Source organism: Tsukamurella sp. PLM1, from assembly GCF_023168325.1.
In the GTDB taxonomy this organism is placed as follows: Bacteria; Actinomycetota; Actinomycetes; order Mycobacteriales; family Mycobacteriaceae; genus Tsukamurella.
This window is the reverse complement of the sequence record NZ_AP025688.1, coordinates 1,563,224-1,578,366: the sequence shown is the minus strand read 5'-3', so window position 1 is coordinate 1,578,366 and position 15,143 is coordinate 1,563,224. Positions and strand designations below refer to the sequence as shown.

Genomic DNA, 15,143 nt, shown 5'->3' with positions numbered 1-15,143 from the left:
GTGGGCGCCCTGCGGCGTGTTCCTTCAGACACCATTGCTTAAAGTTTGTCTCGTCCGGCGCATCCACGTGTCGGTCCAACGCCAATGGTGTCGACCGTTCCAGCTTGACCCCATACGACCCCATTTGCTGATCCTGTCCGCGTCTTCGTAGTTGTCCAGACGACTCCCGCTTACGGCCTGTTGGTGGCCGTGTTGGCGCTGCGTGCGGGCAGTCGATGCCCTATCATCGCAGACTCGACTGACAAGTTCTGCGACGGATCGGCGTGTCGTTCGCGTATAGACGTACTGCTCACCGAGCGGGTGTCTGCACCCATCACCGAGCGTTATCGCAAGGATGATCACAGCTACACCGGCAGGGCGCCCAGTTCCTGGCCACGGATCCGCTGGGAGATCACTTGGGTGATTCCATCTCCGCGCATCGACACGCCGTACAGCGCGTCGGCGACTTCCATCGTGGGCTTCTGGTGCGTGATCACGATGAGCTGACTCTTATCCCGCAGCTGCTCGAACAACGAGATCAATCGCCGCAGGTTGGTGTCGTCCAGAGCGGCCTCGACCTCGTCCATCACATAGAAGGGCGAAGGCCGGGCCCGGAAGATGGCGACCAGCATCGCAACGGCGGTCAACGACTTCTCACCACCGGACAGCAGCGAGAGCCGCTTCACCTTTTCCCCGGCGGCCGGGCCTCCACATCGATGCCGGTGGTCAGCATGTCCGAGGGCTCCGTCAGGATCAGGCGGCCCTCTCCTCCGGGGAACAGGGTCTTGAACACCTCCACGAACTCGCGCTCCACATCCACCCAGGCCTCGGTGAACACCTGCAGGATCTTGGCGTCCACCTCCTCGACCACGCTCAGCAGATCCTCCCGCGCGGATTTCACGTCTTCGAGCTGCGTGGAGAGGAAGTTGTAGCGCTCCTCCAGCGCCGCGAACTCCTCGAGCGCCAGCGGGTTCACCCGCCCCAGGGTCGCGAGATCCTTCTCCGCCAGCTTCAGCCGGCGCTCCTGCGCCGCCCGCTCGAACGGCAGCCCCACGGGCCGCACCACGGTCTCGCCGCGCTCCCGCGCCGCCTCGTACTCCTCGAGCTCCAGCGACGACGGCGGCAACGGCACGTCCGGCCCGTACTCGGCCACCAGATCGTCGGGGGCCATGCCGAACGACTCGAGCACCTGCTCCTCGAGCTGCTCGATCCGCAGCGCCGCCTGCGCCCGCGCCACCTCGTCGCGATGCACGGCATCCGTCAGCTGCGCCAACCGCGCGCTCAGCGACGTCGCCTCCTGCCGCGCGACATCCAGCGCGCCGGCGCGCTGCGCCCGCGAGGCCTCCAGCGCATCACGATGCGCGGCGGCCCTCGAGACCGCACGCCCCAGCCGCGGCGTCACCAGCGCCGCGCCCTCCGCCACCGACGAAGCCACCGCAGCGGCGGCCAGCCGCGCAGCGGCCGCCGCCTCCGCCCGCTCCCGCGCGGCCCGCTCGGCTGCGGCGGCCCGTCGAAGACCCTCGGCCTTACCCCGCACGCCGGCCGCACGCTCCTCGGCGGTGCGCCGCGCAAGCCGGGCCTCCATCTCCACCGACCGCGCCGCGGCCAAAGCGGCAGCCGCGGCGTCCCGTTCGTCCGTACCCACGGCCGCGGACTCGTCCGGCAACTCCTCGGCGAGCCGCAGCCGCTCCTCGTGCTCCACCAGCGCGGCCCGCGTCTCGTCCCGCGACGCCTCGATCCGCTCCCGCTGCGCGACCAGCCGCTCGGCCTCGTCCCGCGCGCTCCGCGCCGCCTGCCCCAATCGGGCCAACTGCTCGTAGATCGCGCCGAGCTGCGCGTCCGACTCGTGCAGCGCCGCCAGCGCCGACTCCGTCACCTCGCGCCGCGCGGCCAGATCCTCGTTCGCCCCGGCCAGCGCCGCCGACAACGACTCCACCGACCGCCGGGTCTCCCCCAGCGTCGCCTCCGCGGCGTCGATCGCCTTCTGCACCTCCAGCGTCGACTGCCGCGCCGCCGACCCGCCGGTCAGCACCCCGTGCGAGATCACGTCACCGTCGGACGTGACGGCCCGCAGCTCGGGCCGCTCGGCGACCACGGCCACCGCGTCCACGACGGACCGCACGAGCACGTGCCCGGCCAGCGCCGCCGTCACCGCGCCCGCCAACTCCGACGGTGCCTCCACGCACTCGACGGCCCAGACGGCACCGTCGGGCAGGGAGCCGGTGGGCACCGCGCCGGGCGCGACGCCCTCGACGACGATCGCCGCCCGTCCCCCGTCCGCGTCGCGCAGGGTGGAGATGGCCGAAACGGCCAGATTCCGAGAGCCCGCCGCGACAGCCTCCGCCACCGGACCCAACGCGGCCGCCACGGCCTTCTCGTACCCGGCCCGGATCGCGAGCCGCGACGCCACGCCCGCCGTCACGCCGTCCACGTGCTCGACGACCCAGGCGGCGCCATCGCCGCGGTCGAGGTTCATCGTCAGCGCCTCGATGCGCGCGACCAGCGAGGCGACCTTCTGCTCCGCCTCCCGCTCCGACGCCCGCAACTCCTCCACGCGGGCCTGGGCGGCGTGGAGCGCCGCGGAACTGCGCTCGTGGTGCTCGTCGAGCGAGGCCTCGGAGGCATCCAGCTCGGCGATCCGCCCCTGGACCTGCTCGAACTCGGCCTCGGCCGCCTCGGCCCGCTCCACGGCCTCGGCGATGGCGGCCGTCAGCCGTCCCGACTCCGCCTCGACGGACTCGGCCCGGGTCCGCAACGTCTCCACCTGGCCGGCCAGTCGCGCCAGCCCTTCCCGACGGTCCGCGATCGCCGCGACCGCGGCCATGTGCGCCTTCTCCGCGTCCCGGGCGGTCTCCTCGCGCGAGGCGAGCTCCTCCGTGGCCTCCTCGAGGATCATGGCGGCCTCCTCGAGGGCCTCCATGAGCTCGGCCTCCTCCTCGGCGACGCGCTCGGCCTCGGCCTCGAGCTCGTCGGGGTCGCGGCCGGGGGCGTGCTGCACGGGCTCGGACAGCAGGCGGGCGCGCTCGGAGGCGATGCGCTCCGTCGACGAGACGCGCTCGGCGAGCGCCGAGAGCGAGAACCAGCCCTCGCCCGCGGCCTTGACCGCGGGATCCAGCTCGGCGACCGCCTCCGAGTGCGACGCGACCAGCGCGTTCGCCTCGTCCAACTGCTCCGCGACCAGGTTCTGCTCGGCCCGCACGGCCGCCTCGTTGCCGCTCTGGTCGGCGAGCTCGGCGCGCCGGCGCACCAGATCGTCGGCGGCCAGGCGCAGGCGGGCGTCGCGCAGGTCCGCCTGGATGGTCTGCGCGCGCCGCGCCACCTCGGCCTGCCGGCCGAGCGGCTTGAGCTGGCGCCGCAGCTCCGTCGTGAGGTCGGTCAGGCGCGCCAGGTTGGCCTGCATCGAATCGAGCTTGCGGACCGCCTTCTCCTTGCGGCGGCGGTGCTTCAAGACCCCCGCCGCCTCCTCGATGAAGGCGCGACGCTCCTCGGGCTTGGACTCGAGGATCGCCGCGAGCTGCCCCTGCCCCACGATCACGTGCATCTCGCGGCCGATGCCCGAGTCCGACAGCAGCTCCTGCACGTCCATCAGACGCGCCTTGGTTCCGTTGATCTCGTACTCCCCGGCGCCGTCGCGGAACATGCGGCGCGTGATGGAGACCTCGGAGTAGTCGATGGGCAGCGCACCGTCGGAGTTGTCGATGGTGAGGGTCACCTCGGCGCGCCCCAGGGGCGCACGGCCGGAGGTTCCGGCGAAGATGACGTCCTCCATCTTGCCGCCCCGCAGCCCCTTGGCGCCCTGCTCGCCCATCACCCAGCGCAGCGCGTCGAGGATGTTCGACTTACCCGAGCCGTTCGGCCCGACGACGCAGGTGATGCCCGGTTCGAGCCGAAGAGTCGTCGCCGAAGCGAAGGACTTGAAGCCCTTCAGCGTCAGAGACTTGAGATACACGATCAACGAGACTACCCGCTGTTCCGGGCACCTCGTCCGCCCGACGCGGCTACGCGTCCTCCCAGATCGACCCGAGACGATGGGCAGTGGCCTGCGTGAACCGCGCGGTGCCCGATTCCGCGAACAGGATCGCCGAGCGCACACCCTCGCCGAGAAAGACGAGCGAGCTCACGCACTCCGCGCCGTCGCCCACGAAGACCTCGACGGATCCGCGGTCCACGACGATGCGCAGCCGCAGGGCGTCGCCGTCGAACGGCGCGGCCCGATAGCCGCGCTCGCCGTACCCGGCGCGCCGGCGGTCGATCAGCACCCGCTGCGCGAGATCGTCGTAGGCGATGAGGATCTCGTTGCCGGTCTCGGTGCGCAGCACCATACCGACGCGCTCCGCGTCACCGTCGGCCAGTGAGACGGTGAGTTCGATGTCTGCGGCGTCGAGGTCGGGAAGGAGCGTCAGCTCCTCGTCGCGCCCGATCGTCACCTCCCCGAGGTCGACGGTGGCCGTGCGTAGCTGAGCGAACTCGGCCACCGGCATCGCGCACACCCGGAGATCGTCGGCGAGCGTGAGCTCCCGCGCCACGGTGAGCTGGCCGCACCAGGAGTCGCGCTGCGAGACGATCGGATGATCGAAGCCGCCCATCCAGCCGAAGGCGATGCGCCGTCCGTCCGGTGCCGTGAAGCTCTGCGGCGCATAGTAGTTGCCGCCCCAGTCCGCGGGCCGGTAGTCGGTGAGCTGGACGAAGTCCTCGCCCGGCGCCCAGTCCCCCACCACGTAGCCGGCGTTGTGCCCGTTGCGGAGGCCGTAGCCCTGCGGCTTGGGACCCATCGGGCAGTACACGATGACCCACTTGTCGCCGAGGGGGAACATGTCCGGGCACTCGAGCATGAAGGCGTTCGGGTCCGGATCGCGGAAGACGACGCGGTCGAACTCCCACGCGGCACCGTCGGTGGAGGTGTAGAGCCAGACCTCGCCGCGCTCGTCGGCCGAGCACACGCCGAAGACCATGTACCAGGTCTCGCCCATGCGCCAGACCTTCGGATCCCGGAAGTGCGGCAGCTCCGGCGGACCGGTGACGACCACGCCCTCCTTGACGAAGGTGATCGCGTCCGTGGACCGCGCGACGCACTGGACCTGGAGGTTGCCCTCGTCCTCGTTCACTCCGTTGCGCCAGCGGTGGCCGGTGTAGAAGACGACCAGGTCGTCGCCGTCGACGATCGCCGAACCGGAGAAGACGCCGTCGCGGTCCTCCTCGAGGCTGGGCGCCAGCGCGATCGGCTCGTGCCGCCACGTGACCAGGTCCGCGCTGGACACGTGGCCCCAGTGCATCGGGCCCCACTGCGCGCTGTAGGGATGGTGCTGGAAGTACACGTGGTAGCGGCCGCCGAAGTAGCACAGGCCGTTCGGGTCGTTGATCCAGCCGGCGTTCGCGGCGATGTGCGTCAGCGGGTACCACCGGTCCCCGCGTCCCGCGGCCAGTGCTGCCACCGCGGCCTCGGCGCGTGCCAGTTCCGCTTCCATGGTCACCCCGGTCAAGTCCCTGCCGTTCATGGTCTCTCCGTTCGCTTCCGTGCCGTGGATGCTCGTCATGCGTCGGCCTTGGCGGTGTCGAGCGGCTCCTGGCCGTCTCGGTAGAAGGGATCGCCGTCGACCTCTTCGTCGTCCTTCTTGAGGATGAGGTACCCGACGGTGCTGGCCACCGCGACGATGCCGGAGATGATGAAGAACGTGGTCTGGTAGCCCATGGCGTCGCGCAGTGCGCCCAACGGCGGCGAGAGGATGACCACGCCCACCTGCGAGGCGATCTGGAAGCCCACCATGTACAGCGTGGCCGACAGCTTCGAGTTGAAGTGCAGCGTGAAGTAGCGGAAGACGCCGAGGATGCACAGCGGCACCTCAAGGGCGTGGAACATCTTGACGATCGAGACCATGATCGGGTCGCTGAAGATCGCGGTGCCCAGGATGCGCAGCGTCATCACGGTGAAGCCGAGCAGCAGGACGTTCCGCACACCCACCTTGCGCATGAGGATCGGGACGACGCCCATCATGGCGGCCTCCAGGAACACCTGGACCGAGTTGAGAACGCCGTACACCTGCTCGCCCTGTTTCACGTCGCTGAAGAGGTGGGTGTAGAAGTCGGGGAACATCTGCTGGTCGTAGACGGTGTAGAAGGTCCAGGTGCAGAAGACGATCAGGATGATCTTCCACAGTCGGCCCATCTTCAGCAGCGCGGCCATCTCGCTCAGGGACGGAGTGCTCGGCTCGACGTGCGTCGCGGCCTCGGCAGGAGTCTCGTCCTTCCAGAAGATCTGGACCAGCAGGCAGGCGATGCCGAAGGCGGAGCCGACCATGAAGTTCAGGTGCGGATCGATCGAGAACAGGAAGCCGGCCACCAGGGCGACGATCGCGTAGCCGAAGGAGCCCCACATGCGGGCCTGACCGTACTCGAAGCCGAACCGTCGGCTGGTGCGCTCGCTGACGGCCTCGAGCAGGCCCGCGGCGGCAAGGAAGCCGAAGGAGAGGTAGATCGCGCCCACGATCACGCCGAGCATGAACGAGCTCTTGAGCAGCGGCTCGTAGACGAAGATGAAGAACGGGCCGACGGCCGCCATCGCCACCGAGGCCAGGATCACCAGGTGCCGCTTGAGCCCGAGCTTGTCCTGCACCGTGCCGTACACGAACATCACGATCAGTGCGGCGATCGAGTTGGTGGAGTACACCGTGCCCTGCTCCGCGCCGGTGAGGCCGAGGCCGCCCTCCTCCGGGCTCTTGAGGAGCCACGGGGAGAAGAACGACCACCAGATGCCCCACGAGCCGAAGAACAGCAGGAAGGTGACCGAAGAATGTAGGTAGGCCCTGTTCTTCAAGGCCTGAGTGAACGATGCCATGCGGGTGTTCCAAACTCTCGCTGTGATACAGCCGACCGCCGTCGCCTGAATGTGACGAAGACTACAACGATGAACGCACGCTGACAAGAGGTTAAACGATTTAGTGAATCGTTTTAACAGCCGGATCGCCCCAGCGCCCTTCTCACTTCTCACTCCCGCGGACCGCGACGTCGGCTCAGCGGAGCGCGATCGAACCCCGCTCCACGAGCGCCATCGGCACCTCGTGGACGACGGGGACCAGATCTCCGGCGACGAGCAGGTCGACCGCGCGCGCACCCATCTCACGGTGGGGCAGGGCGACCGATGTGAGGCCCGGCCGCATCCAACCGGCGAGCTGGGAATCGTCGAAGGAGACGACCGAAACATCGTGCGGCACAGACAGTCCGGCGTCAGAAAGCGCCTGGTACGCTCCGAAGGCCGTACGGTCGTTCGCGCAGATCAGGGCCGACGGCATCGTCGACTTCAACAGCGCGGCCACCACCCGGCGGCCCTCCTCCGGGATCCACTCGCACTCGACTGTGCTCGCGAGTTCGATCCCAGCGGCCGCGAGTTCCTCCTCGATCCCCCGCAGACGCTGGTGACCCGCGTAGATCCCGTCGGGATGCAGTGCGGATATCTGCCGGCCGCCGACGTGGTGGATCCCGTCGCGGTGACCGGCGCGCAGGAGTGCGCCGGCGGCGGTCCGCCCCGCGGTCATCTCGTCGGGGATCACCGCCGGTCCCGTCAGCTTGTCGGGCAGGCAATTGAGGAAGACGTGCGGGACGGTGGAGAGTCGCGCGGGCGGCACGACCTCGCGGGTGTACATGGCTCCGTACATCAGACCGTCCACCCGCCGGTCGAGCATCGCCTCCACGAGATCCGCGCCGTCGGACGAGTAGTCTTCGGTCTCCGCAAGGATGACCATCCGTGACGTCGCGGACGCCTCTTCGATCGCGCCGCGCACCATGTACCCGGCGTAGGGCTCGGACCCGATCGTGTCGGAAACGAGTCCGAGGGTCATCGTCGACTGCGCCCGGAGGCTCCGGGCCGCCAGGTCGGGCCGATACCCGAGCCGCTCGCTCGCGGCGCGCACCCGGTCGGCGGTGGACTCGGTGATCCGCATGCCCTCCCGCCCGGAGAGCACGAACGACACCGTCGTCACCGAGACGCCCGCCTCCCGGGCGACGTCAGCGAGGGTGACTCGGTGCTGCTTCACGACGCGACCGTCAGAGCACCGCCATGGCCACGATCAGGCCGAGCGCCACGTGCGACGCCGCGATCACGCGGGCCTGCGGCAGGAACACCTCGGAGTACATGAGCTCGTCCATGTCCACGCCCGTGACCAGGTCCAACACGCGGACGGACACGATCTGCGCGACGATGCCGACCACGCCGTACACCAGGGAGTAGACGATGCCCGCCCACAGGTCGCCGCCGCCGGTGTAGTTCGCGTAGATCGCGACCACGATGATGAACGCCATCGAAAGCATGCCCGCGCCGGTGATGTAGGTGGCGTTCGGCTTGCCGGCCTTCACCAGGTCGCGCAGCTTGCCGGGCGTCGAGAGGTCGACGGCGTAGAAACCGGCCACCATCAGTACGAGGCCCACCAGGGCGTAGAGGCAGATCGCGCCGATGCCCTTGCCCAGGGTGCCCAGGTCGGCGGCGGCGAGGAGGGTCGTGTTCATGATGCGGTCGTGCCTTTCGGGGTGATGCGGTGCGGGATGAACGCGGCACCGTCGTCGGTGATGAGTCCGGAGGTCTCGCGGATGCCGATCCCGGCGGACTCGTCGCCGACGACCCAGGCGCCGATCACGGGACGGTAGCCGTCGAATTCGGGCAGGGGGTCGAACATCTGGTACACGTAGCCCTCGGCACCGTAGACGCCGCCCGTCGCGGTCTCGCGGCCCGAGTCCACGATCGTGAGGTTCGCGCCCTCCCTGCCGAGCTTGGGCTTCTTCACGTACTCGGTGAGGAATCCGGGGCTGTCGATGAAGGCGGGCAACAGGTTCGGGTGGTCGGGGTACATCTCCCAGAGCACCGCGAGGATCGCCTTGTTGGAGAGGATCGCCTTCCACAGCGGCTCGATCCACGTGGTGGCGGGGATCGATTCGACGACCCGCTTACCGAAGTCGTCCTCGAGGATCCACTCCCACGGATAGAGCTTGAACACCGAATGGATCGGGGCGTCTTCGAGATCGACGAAGGTCTTGAGGTCGTGATCCCAGCCGATGTCCTCGATCGGCAGGCCGACGGTGTCGAACCCGGCCTCGGCGGCCGTCTCCTGCAGGTAGCCGGTGGTCACGTGGTCCTCGCCCGTCGCGTCCGCGCCGGACCAGGTGAAGTGCAGCTCCGACGGCGGGATCACGTTGCGGACCTCGCCCCAGCGCGCGACCAGCGCCTCGTGCAGCGAGTTCCACTGGTCGTAGCCGCCCTCGTCCCAGGAGCGTTTGTCCGGCACGGTGTCCTGGAACCAGTACCACTGCACCACAGCAGCTTCCAGCAGCGAGGTGGGCGTATCGGCGTTGTACTCCAGCAGTTTCGCGGGCCGTCGGCCGTCGTAGCGCAGGTCGAACCGGCCGTACACGTGCGGGTCCTGCCGCTTCCACGACTCCTCGATCGGGCCCCATGCCCACTCGGGGATGCCGAAGTCGGCGTACCGCTCGGTGAGGATGACGTTCTCAACGGCCTTGAGGCACATCGAGTGCAACACCTCGACCTGGGCCTCGAGGGCGAGCACCTCGTCCATGTCGAACTCGTAGAACACCGACTCGTCCCAGTAGTTCCGGCTGCCGCCTGCGCCGTCGCGGGCGGGGGTGCCGAACACCAGACCCTGCGATTCGACGGTGCGCTGCCATCCCTCGCGGGGCGTTCCCCGCATGCGCCGCATCTACGAGCCGCTCGACTTCGAGCCGCCGGAGCTGCCCTTGTTGGACGCGCCGAGGCCGCCGCGGTCGATGTTCTTGCTGCGGCCGCTGCTGCTCCCCGCGTTGCTGCCGCCCTTCGTCGAGCTGCCCGAATTCGCCGCGGGCGGAGCGGGTTTGCTGCCGGCGTTGGTCTGCCCGCTCGACCCGAACGACGTGGTCTTCGCCGGGTCCACCGCCGTACCCGACCGCGTGCGGAACGCCGTGTTGGTCGGCCGGTCGTAGGTACCGCCGGTGAGCCGGCCGTTGCTATAGGTACCGCCGTAGTTGTAGCGGTAGCTCATGCCGTTGAGCAGAATGAAGCCGGTGACGGGATTGTACGTGCCGCTCGAGCAGTAGCTATCGGCCACCACCTCGCCGTTCGCCGTGCAGTACGCGGTCTGGGTGTTGACGTTGCGCGCACCGTCGTTGTCCGGGATCGCGACGTACAGCAGGGCGATCGCCCCCACGACGCCCACGCCGACACCGGCGCCGATCATCTGCTTGCGCCTGCGGGACTTCTTCCGCGCTGCCTCCGCGGCCTCCTGAGCCTCGCGCGCCTGATCCTCGGCCCGCTGGCGCTGTGCCCGCTGCCGGGCCCGCGCCTCGGCCACGGACTCGGGGCGGGCGGTGGTGTTCTCGTCCTGCTCCCGGATGCGCCCCGGCCGCCGCGGCGGTTCGACGGTGCCGGGCAGGTTCACCTGCGGCGGCAGGCCCGGGGTGGGCGGGAGATAGTCGGCCTCCGGGCCGGGGATGTAGCCGGATGGGCGGTTCTCAGGTACGGGCGGCTGCATCGATCACCTCTCCTCGAAGACCGGGAGCCCGCCGCGCGCGGGCCGTACAGTTCCACCACCACGTCCACTCGGCCGGGCGAGTCGCCCGACCACAGACGTTCGAGCAGAGTGTCGCACGCCTCGCGGCTTCCCTCCACCACGACCCGCACTCGGCCGTCCGGCTGGTTGGCGGCGTACCCGACCAGCCCCAGCTCCAGCGCCTGGGTCTTGGTCCAGTAGCGGAATCCGACGCCCTGCACGTGGCCGTGCACCCACGCCGTCATCCGGGCCTGCTCCTCGACCACGAGCTACTCCGTGGTGATGTCGAGGTTGACCGTCGCGCCGGCCTTGATCGTGCGGCCGACCGTGCACACCTGGTCGACCGAGCGACGGGCCACCGTGAGCAGCCGCTCCCGCGCCGCCTCGTCCAGCTCCGACATGTCCAGCTCCAGGACCTCGTTGAGCTCCGGGTACACCTCGTTCTCGCGGTCGGCGTCGCCGGACACTCGGACGGTCGCGTCGTAGTCGTCGCCGAGGCGCCGGGCGAGCGGCAGATCGGTGGCCATGCCGGTGCACGCGGCCAGCGCGATCTTCAGTAGCTCACCGGGGGTGAACACGCCCTCCACGTCCGCCGAGCCCACGAGCACCTCGGCGCCGCGGGAACTGCGGCCGGTGTACCGGCGCACGCCGGTGCGCTCGACCCAGAGTTCGGTGGACGGTGCCTGCGAATCAGCCATGCCGCCAATCTACCGCGCGGTACTCACGCGGATCGGACACGGTTTCGGCGGTCGAACACCGGCGAGTCGCCCGCCGGTTCCGCGTCCGATACCAGATCTGTAGCATTGCGAACATGAGACCTCGGTGGTGGGTGTTCCTCGGAGCCGTGATCGCGTGCGCTGCGTCGCTGGCCTGGGCGGCATCGTCGGGCCCGGACCCGTTCCCGACGCACTGGAACGCGAGCGGCGAGGGCGATGCGTTCTCCCCGCGCGGCACGGCGCTGGCGATCAACGCGGCCGTGGCCGGCGGGGTCGCCGTGCTGTTCGGCCTGCTCGCGAAGTGCGCTCCCGCGATCCCCGATTCGCTGATCAACCTGCCGCCCGGCGCGCGGGCCTACTGGCTGACGCCGGAGCACCGCGGAGAGTTCGACGCGATCCTCGAGCGCTCGATGCTGCTGATCGGCACCGGGGTGATGCTCCTGCTGAGCATCACCGTGGTGGGGACGATCGTCAGCTCCGGGCCGAATACCGTTCTCGCCGTCTCGACCTGGGTCTTCCTCGCCCTGGTCCTGGCCAGCGTCGCGCACATGGTCTGGGTGCTGGTGCGGACGCCGAAGCGCGCGTCGTAGCCCCGCCGGCCGCTACCCTCGACCCATGGCCGACGCACTCGATGACGGACCGTTCTTCCACGGCACCACTGCCGATCTGCGGCCGGGCGAGCTGCTCAGCGCCGGCTTCCGCTCCAACTACCGGCCCGACGTGGTGATGAACCACATCTACTTCACCGCCCTCCGGGACGGCGCGGGGCTCGCTGCGGAGCTCGCCGCCGAACTCCAGTCCGACGGTGCCGCCCCGCGCGTCTACGAGGTGGAACCCACCGGCGCGTTCGAGAACGACCCGAACGTGACCGACAAGAAGTTCCCCGGCAACCCCACCCGCTCATTCCGCAGCACCGAGCCGCTGCGTGTCGTCGCCGAGGTGCACGACTGGACGCGGCTGACGCCCGAGGCGCTGCAGATGTGGCGCGACACCATCGTCTCGAAATCACCCGCCGACCGCGGCGAGATCATCAACTAGCGCCGGCCAGCACGTCCCGCAGGGCGACCGCGAAGGCGCGGGCGTCGCGGGACACCAGCCGCGCATAACTGAGCACGAGTCCCGAGACCCGGTGTCCGGCGCACTGGCTCGTCAGTGATCGGGTCCTCCAACCCGCCACGTCGAGAGCGCGGACCACGTCCTCGTCGTCGTGCCGCGGCAGCAGGACCACCAGGTGCAGGCCGGCCTCCACGCCGATGACTTCCAGACCCGGGCATTCCTCGACCAGCGCGGTCACCAGCCGCTCGCGTCGATCGCTGTAGACGCGCGCGGACCGCGCCAGGTGCCGGTCCATCGCGCCGGAGCCGATGAACTCCCCCAGCGCGTCCGCGGGCAGGGCCGACGGTCCGCGGCGGTGCACGGCGAGCCACCGTTCGAGCGGCCGGCGCAGCGCCGCGGGCGGCAGGCACCACGCCACCCGGAGGTCCGGGGCCACCGACTTCGACGACGTGCCCACGTAGGCGACGTGCTCGTCGGCGCCCGGAAGCGTCACCAGCGCCGGCAGTGGCGCGACCCCGTAGCGGTACTCGCCGTCGTAGTCGTCCTCGATCACCAGCGACCCCGTGCGGCGCGCCCACTCCACCAGCGCGACCCGGCGCTCCACGCTCATGCGGTGGCCCAGCGGGTACTGGTGCGCGGGCGTGGTGAACGCGATCGCGGCCTCGGCGCCGCACGCGCGCGCGTCGAGACCGTCCGGGTCGGCCGGGTGCAGGCGCACGTCGAGACCGAGGTCGCGGGCCACCAGCAGCGCACCCCGGTATCCGGGGTCCTCTGCATGGAGGGTGACGGTGCGCGCGCGGGTGCGGCCGTCGCGGTGGGCGGCACCGTTGTCGCTGCGGGCATCACCACGGTCACCGTCGCGGGTGGCCACGACGGCGGCGCACAGCGCGGCGATCGCCGAGCGCGAGCTGTCGAAGAGCAACGGGTCAGCGTCGGCGATGCCGCGGTGCCGGCGCAGGTGCCCGGCGAGCGCCGCCCGCAGCATGGGGCTGGGCTCTTCCCACGGGTTCACACCGGTCATCCCCTCGGCCGTGGCCGCCCGGACCGCCCGGCGCCAGGCCCGCGGATCCACCAGGCCGGCATCGGGGATCCCGGCCGGAGATCCCGCGGCGAGCGTCCGGCACGCGGCTGCGCGACGGGGACCGGCGCACCGTCGGACCCGCCCCGCGTGCGCGCCCCCGCCCGGGCCGCCTGCCCCGCGCCCGCACTCACGCGCGTGCCGGAACCGCGCGCGGAGACGACGAAACCCGCCGCCGCGAGCTCGTCGAACGCGCGCACGACGGTGCCCCGCGACACCCCGGTCTGCTCGGCCAGGGCGCGGGTGGACGGCAGCCGGTCACCGTCGGCGAGGGCGCCGTCGGCGATCCGCTCGACGATCGCCCCCACCAGATCGGCGGCGCCGGTCACCTCGCCGAGGACGAGCGATCCGGGACGGGCGGTGCGAGCCATGCGACGAGTCTAAGTGGACCCGTCGAATCGACCGAAGTGGACCTTTCACTTGAACCTCTTGCGCGGTGGAATGGTCGCCATGACCACGTACCGGCAGTCCGACCGCCTCCGCGACGTGCGCTACGACGTGCGCGGCCCGATCCTCACCGAGGCGATGCGCCTCGAGCGGGAGGGCCACGACGTGCTGCGCCTGAACCTCGGCAACCTGCGACCGTTCGGGCTCGACGCCCGCGACGAGATCGTCGGCGCCGTGGCGGCCAATCTCGGCGCGGCGCAGGCGTACTCGGACTCCCGCGGCATCCCGTCGGCCCGCGAGGCCGTCGCCGGACACTACCGGCGGCGCGCCGGCCTCGACATCTCGGCCGAGGACGTGTTCCTGGGCAACGGCGTCAGCGAGCTCATCACGCTCACGCTGCAGGCGTTGGTGAATCCGGGCGACGAGATCCTCGTGCCCGCACCGGATTACCCCACCTGGACGGGCGCAGTGAACCTCACCGGCGGCGTGCCGGTGCACTACCTGGCCGACGAGGCGAACGGGTGGAACCCGTCGCTCGAGGACATCGAGTCGAAGGTGACGCCGCGGACCACGGCGCTCGTGCTGATCAACCCCAACAACCCGACCGGCGCCGTGTACAGCGCGGAGACTGTGCGCGGCATGGCCGACATCGCGCGGCGCCACGGCCTGGTGCTGCTGAGCGACGAGATCTACGAGGAGCTCGTGTTCGGCGAGGCGCGGCACCACTACGCCGCCGCGGCGGCCGGCGACGACGTGCTGTGCCTGACGTTCGGCGGGCTGTCGAAGGCCTACCGCGTGTGCGGCTACCGCGCCGGCTGGGTCGTGACGACGGGGCCGCTCGACCGCGCGGGCGATCTGCTCGAGGGCATCACACTGCTGTCCAACATGCGGGTGTGTCCCAACGTCGCCGGGCAGCACGCGATCGAGACCGCGCTCGGCGCAGGATCTCCCGGCTCGTCGTTGCCAGCCGGGATCGTCGATCCGGACGGGCGCCTGGAGAAACAGCTCGCGCTGACCGCGGACGCACTCAATGCGATCCCCGGTGTGAGCTGCGTGGCCCCACGCGGCGCGCTCTACTGCTTCCCGCGGCTCGATGTGGAGGAATTCGGCATCGTCGACGACGAGGAGTTCGTGCTCGACCTGCTGCGGACCGAACACATCCTCGTCACCCACGGCACCGGGTTCAACTGGCCTGCGCCTGACCACTTCCGGATCGTGTGCCTGCCCGACGCCGCGGTGCTGGAGCGGGCCGTATCGTCCATCGGCGACTTCCTCGAGCGCCGGCGCCGCCGCGCCGCCTGACACCGCCGCCGGCCCGCCGGCGCAGATTCGGATGCGATTCCGGCGGCCGTTCACCGGCGTGTCGCCCGCCGGAACCGTATCCAATGGCGGAGAAGTATGCTG

Annotated in this window: 12 protein-coding genes and 2 pseudogenes; 3 read left to right on the top strand and 11 right to left on the bottom strand. The window is 70.3% G+C overall.

Translation table 11 applies throughout. The features are described 5' to 3' along the window. Nucleotides 1-344: 344 nt before the first annotated feature. The 9 genes and pseudogenes from smc to MTP03_RS08145 all read right to left on the bottom strand — a co-directional run bounded on the left by smc (nucleotide 345) and on the right by MTP03_RS08145 (nucleotide 11,200). Nucleotides 345-3,928: pseudogene (gene smc / locus MTP03_RS08185) on the bottom strand (chromosome segregation protein SMC). A gap of 49 nt (nucleotides 3,929-3,977) precedes the next feature. Beyond that, nucleotides 3,978-5,474 carry a glycoside hydrolase family 32 protein gene (locus tag MTP03_RS08180; RefSeq protein ID WP_248491532.1) on the bottom strand — a complete coding sequence of 499 codons (1,497 nt, stop codon included), beginning with the start codon at nucleotides 5,472-5,474 and terminating at the stop codon, nucleotides 3,978-3,980. Nucleotides 5,475-5,509: 35 nt separating this feature from the next. Further along, entirely contained in the window at nucleotides 5,510-6,811 is a 1,302-nt protein-coding gene (locus MTP03_RS08175) for an MFS transporter (protein WP_248491531.1), read from the bottom strand. A 175-nt stretch (nucleotides 6,812-6,986) separates the two neighbouring features. Further along, complete coding sequence (locus tag MTP03_RS08170; RefSeq protein ID WP_248491530.1) at nucleotides 6,987-8,006, bottom strand: LacI family DNA-binding transcriptional regulator; 1,020 nt, start codon at nucleotides 8,004-8,006, stop codon at nucleotides 6,987-6,989. Between the two features lie 10 nt (nucleotides 8,007-8,016). Further along, nucleotides 8,017-8,475: a DUF350 domain-containing protein gene (locus MTP03_RS08165; RefSeq protein WP_248491529.1), complete on the bottom strand. Its 459-nt coding sequence runs from the start codon at nucleotides 8,473-8,475 to the stop codon at nucleotides 8,017-8,019. Beyond that, nucleotides 8,472-9,677: a glutathionylspermidine synthase family protein gene (locus MTP03_RS08160; RefSeq protein WP_248491528.1), complete on the bottom strand. Its 1,206-nt coding sequence runs from the start codon at nucleotides 9,675-9,677 to the stop codon at nucleotides 8,472-8,474. The genes MTP03_RS08165 and MTP03_RS08160 overlap by 4 nt, the downstream gene beginning before the upstream one ends. Beyond that, the gene (locus MTP03_RS08155) at nucleotides 9,678-10,484 is read right to left on the bottom strand and encodes a hypothetical protein (RefSeq protein ID WP_248491527.1); all 807 of its coding nucleotides are present in this window, start codon (nucleotides 10,482-10,484) and stop codon (nucleotides 9,678-9,680) included. Between the two features lie 3 nt (nucleotides 10,485-10,487). Then, nucleotides 10,488-10,747 (bottom strand): annotated as a pseudogene (locus MTP03_RS08150) (acylphosphatase). Nucleotides 10,748-10,771: 24 nt separating this feature from the next. Further along, the gene (locus tag MTP03_RS08145; protein ID WP_248491526.1) at nucleotides 10,772-11,200 is read right to left on the bottom strand and encodes an OsmC family protein; all 429 of its coding nucleotides are present in this window, start codon (nucleotides 11,198-11,200) and stop codon (nucleotides 10,772-10,774) included. A 113-nt stretch (nucleotides 11,201-11,313) separates the two neighbouring features. On the opposite strand from MTP03_RS08145, the gene MTP03_RS08140 reads away from it, so the two are divergent. After that, nucleotides 11,314-11,808 (top strand): DUF1648 domain-containing protein, encoded by a 495-nt coding sequence (locus MTP03_RS08140; RefSeq protein WP_248491525.1) that lies wholly within the window; start codon nucleotides 11,314-11,316, stop codon nucleotides 11,806-11,808. A gap of 25 nt (nucleotides 11,809-11,833) precedes the next feature. Next, nucleotides 11,834-12,256, top strand: a complete 423-nt coding sequence (gene arr / locus MTP03_RS08135) for an NAD(+)--rifampin ADP-ribosyltransferase (RefSeq protein WP_248491524.1) — start codon at nucleotides 11,834-11,836, stop codon at nucleotides 12,254-12,256. On the opposite strand, the gene MTP03_RS08130 is transcribed toward arr, so the two are convergent. Together MTP03_RS08130 and MTP03_RS08125 are read right to left on the bottom strand one after the other, a co-directional pair. Beyond that, a complete protein-coding gene (locus MTP03_RS08130; protein WP_248492386.1) occupies nucleotides 12,249-13,286 on the bottom strand; it encodes a PLP-dependent aminotransferase family protein in 1,038 nt (345 codons plus the stop codon). The two genes, arr and MTP03_RS08130, sit on opposite strands and share 8 nt — an antisense overlap. 5 nt (nucleotides 13,287-13,291) lie before the next feature. Then, complete coding sequence (locus MTP03_RS08125) at nucleotides 13,292-13,723, bottom strand: GntR family transcriptional regulator (RefSeq protein ID WP_248491523.1); 432 nt, start codon at nucleotides 13,721-13,723, stop codon at nucleotides 13,292-13,294. Between the two features lie 79 nt (nucleotides 13,724-13,802). Between MTP03_RS08125 and MTP03_RS08120 the strand changes: the two genes are divergently transcribed. Then, entirely contained in the window at nucleotides 13,803-15,041 is a 1,239-nt protein-coding gene (locus tag MTP03_RS08120; protein ID WP_248491522.1) for a pyridoxal phosphate-dependent aminotransferase, read from the top strand. The last annotated feature ends 102 nt before the right edge of the window (nucleotides 15,042-15,143 follow it).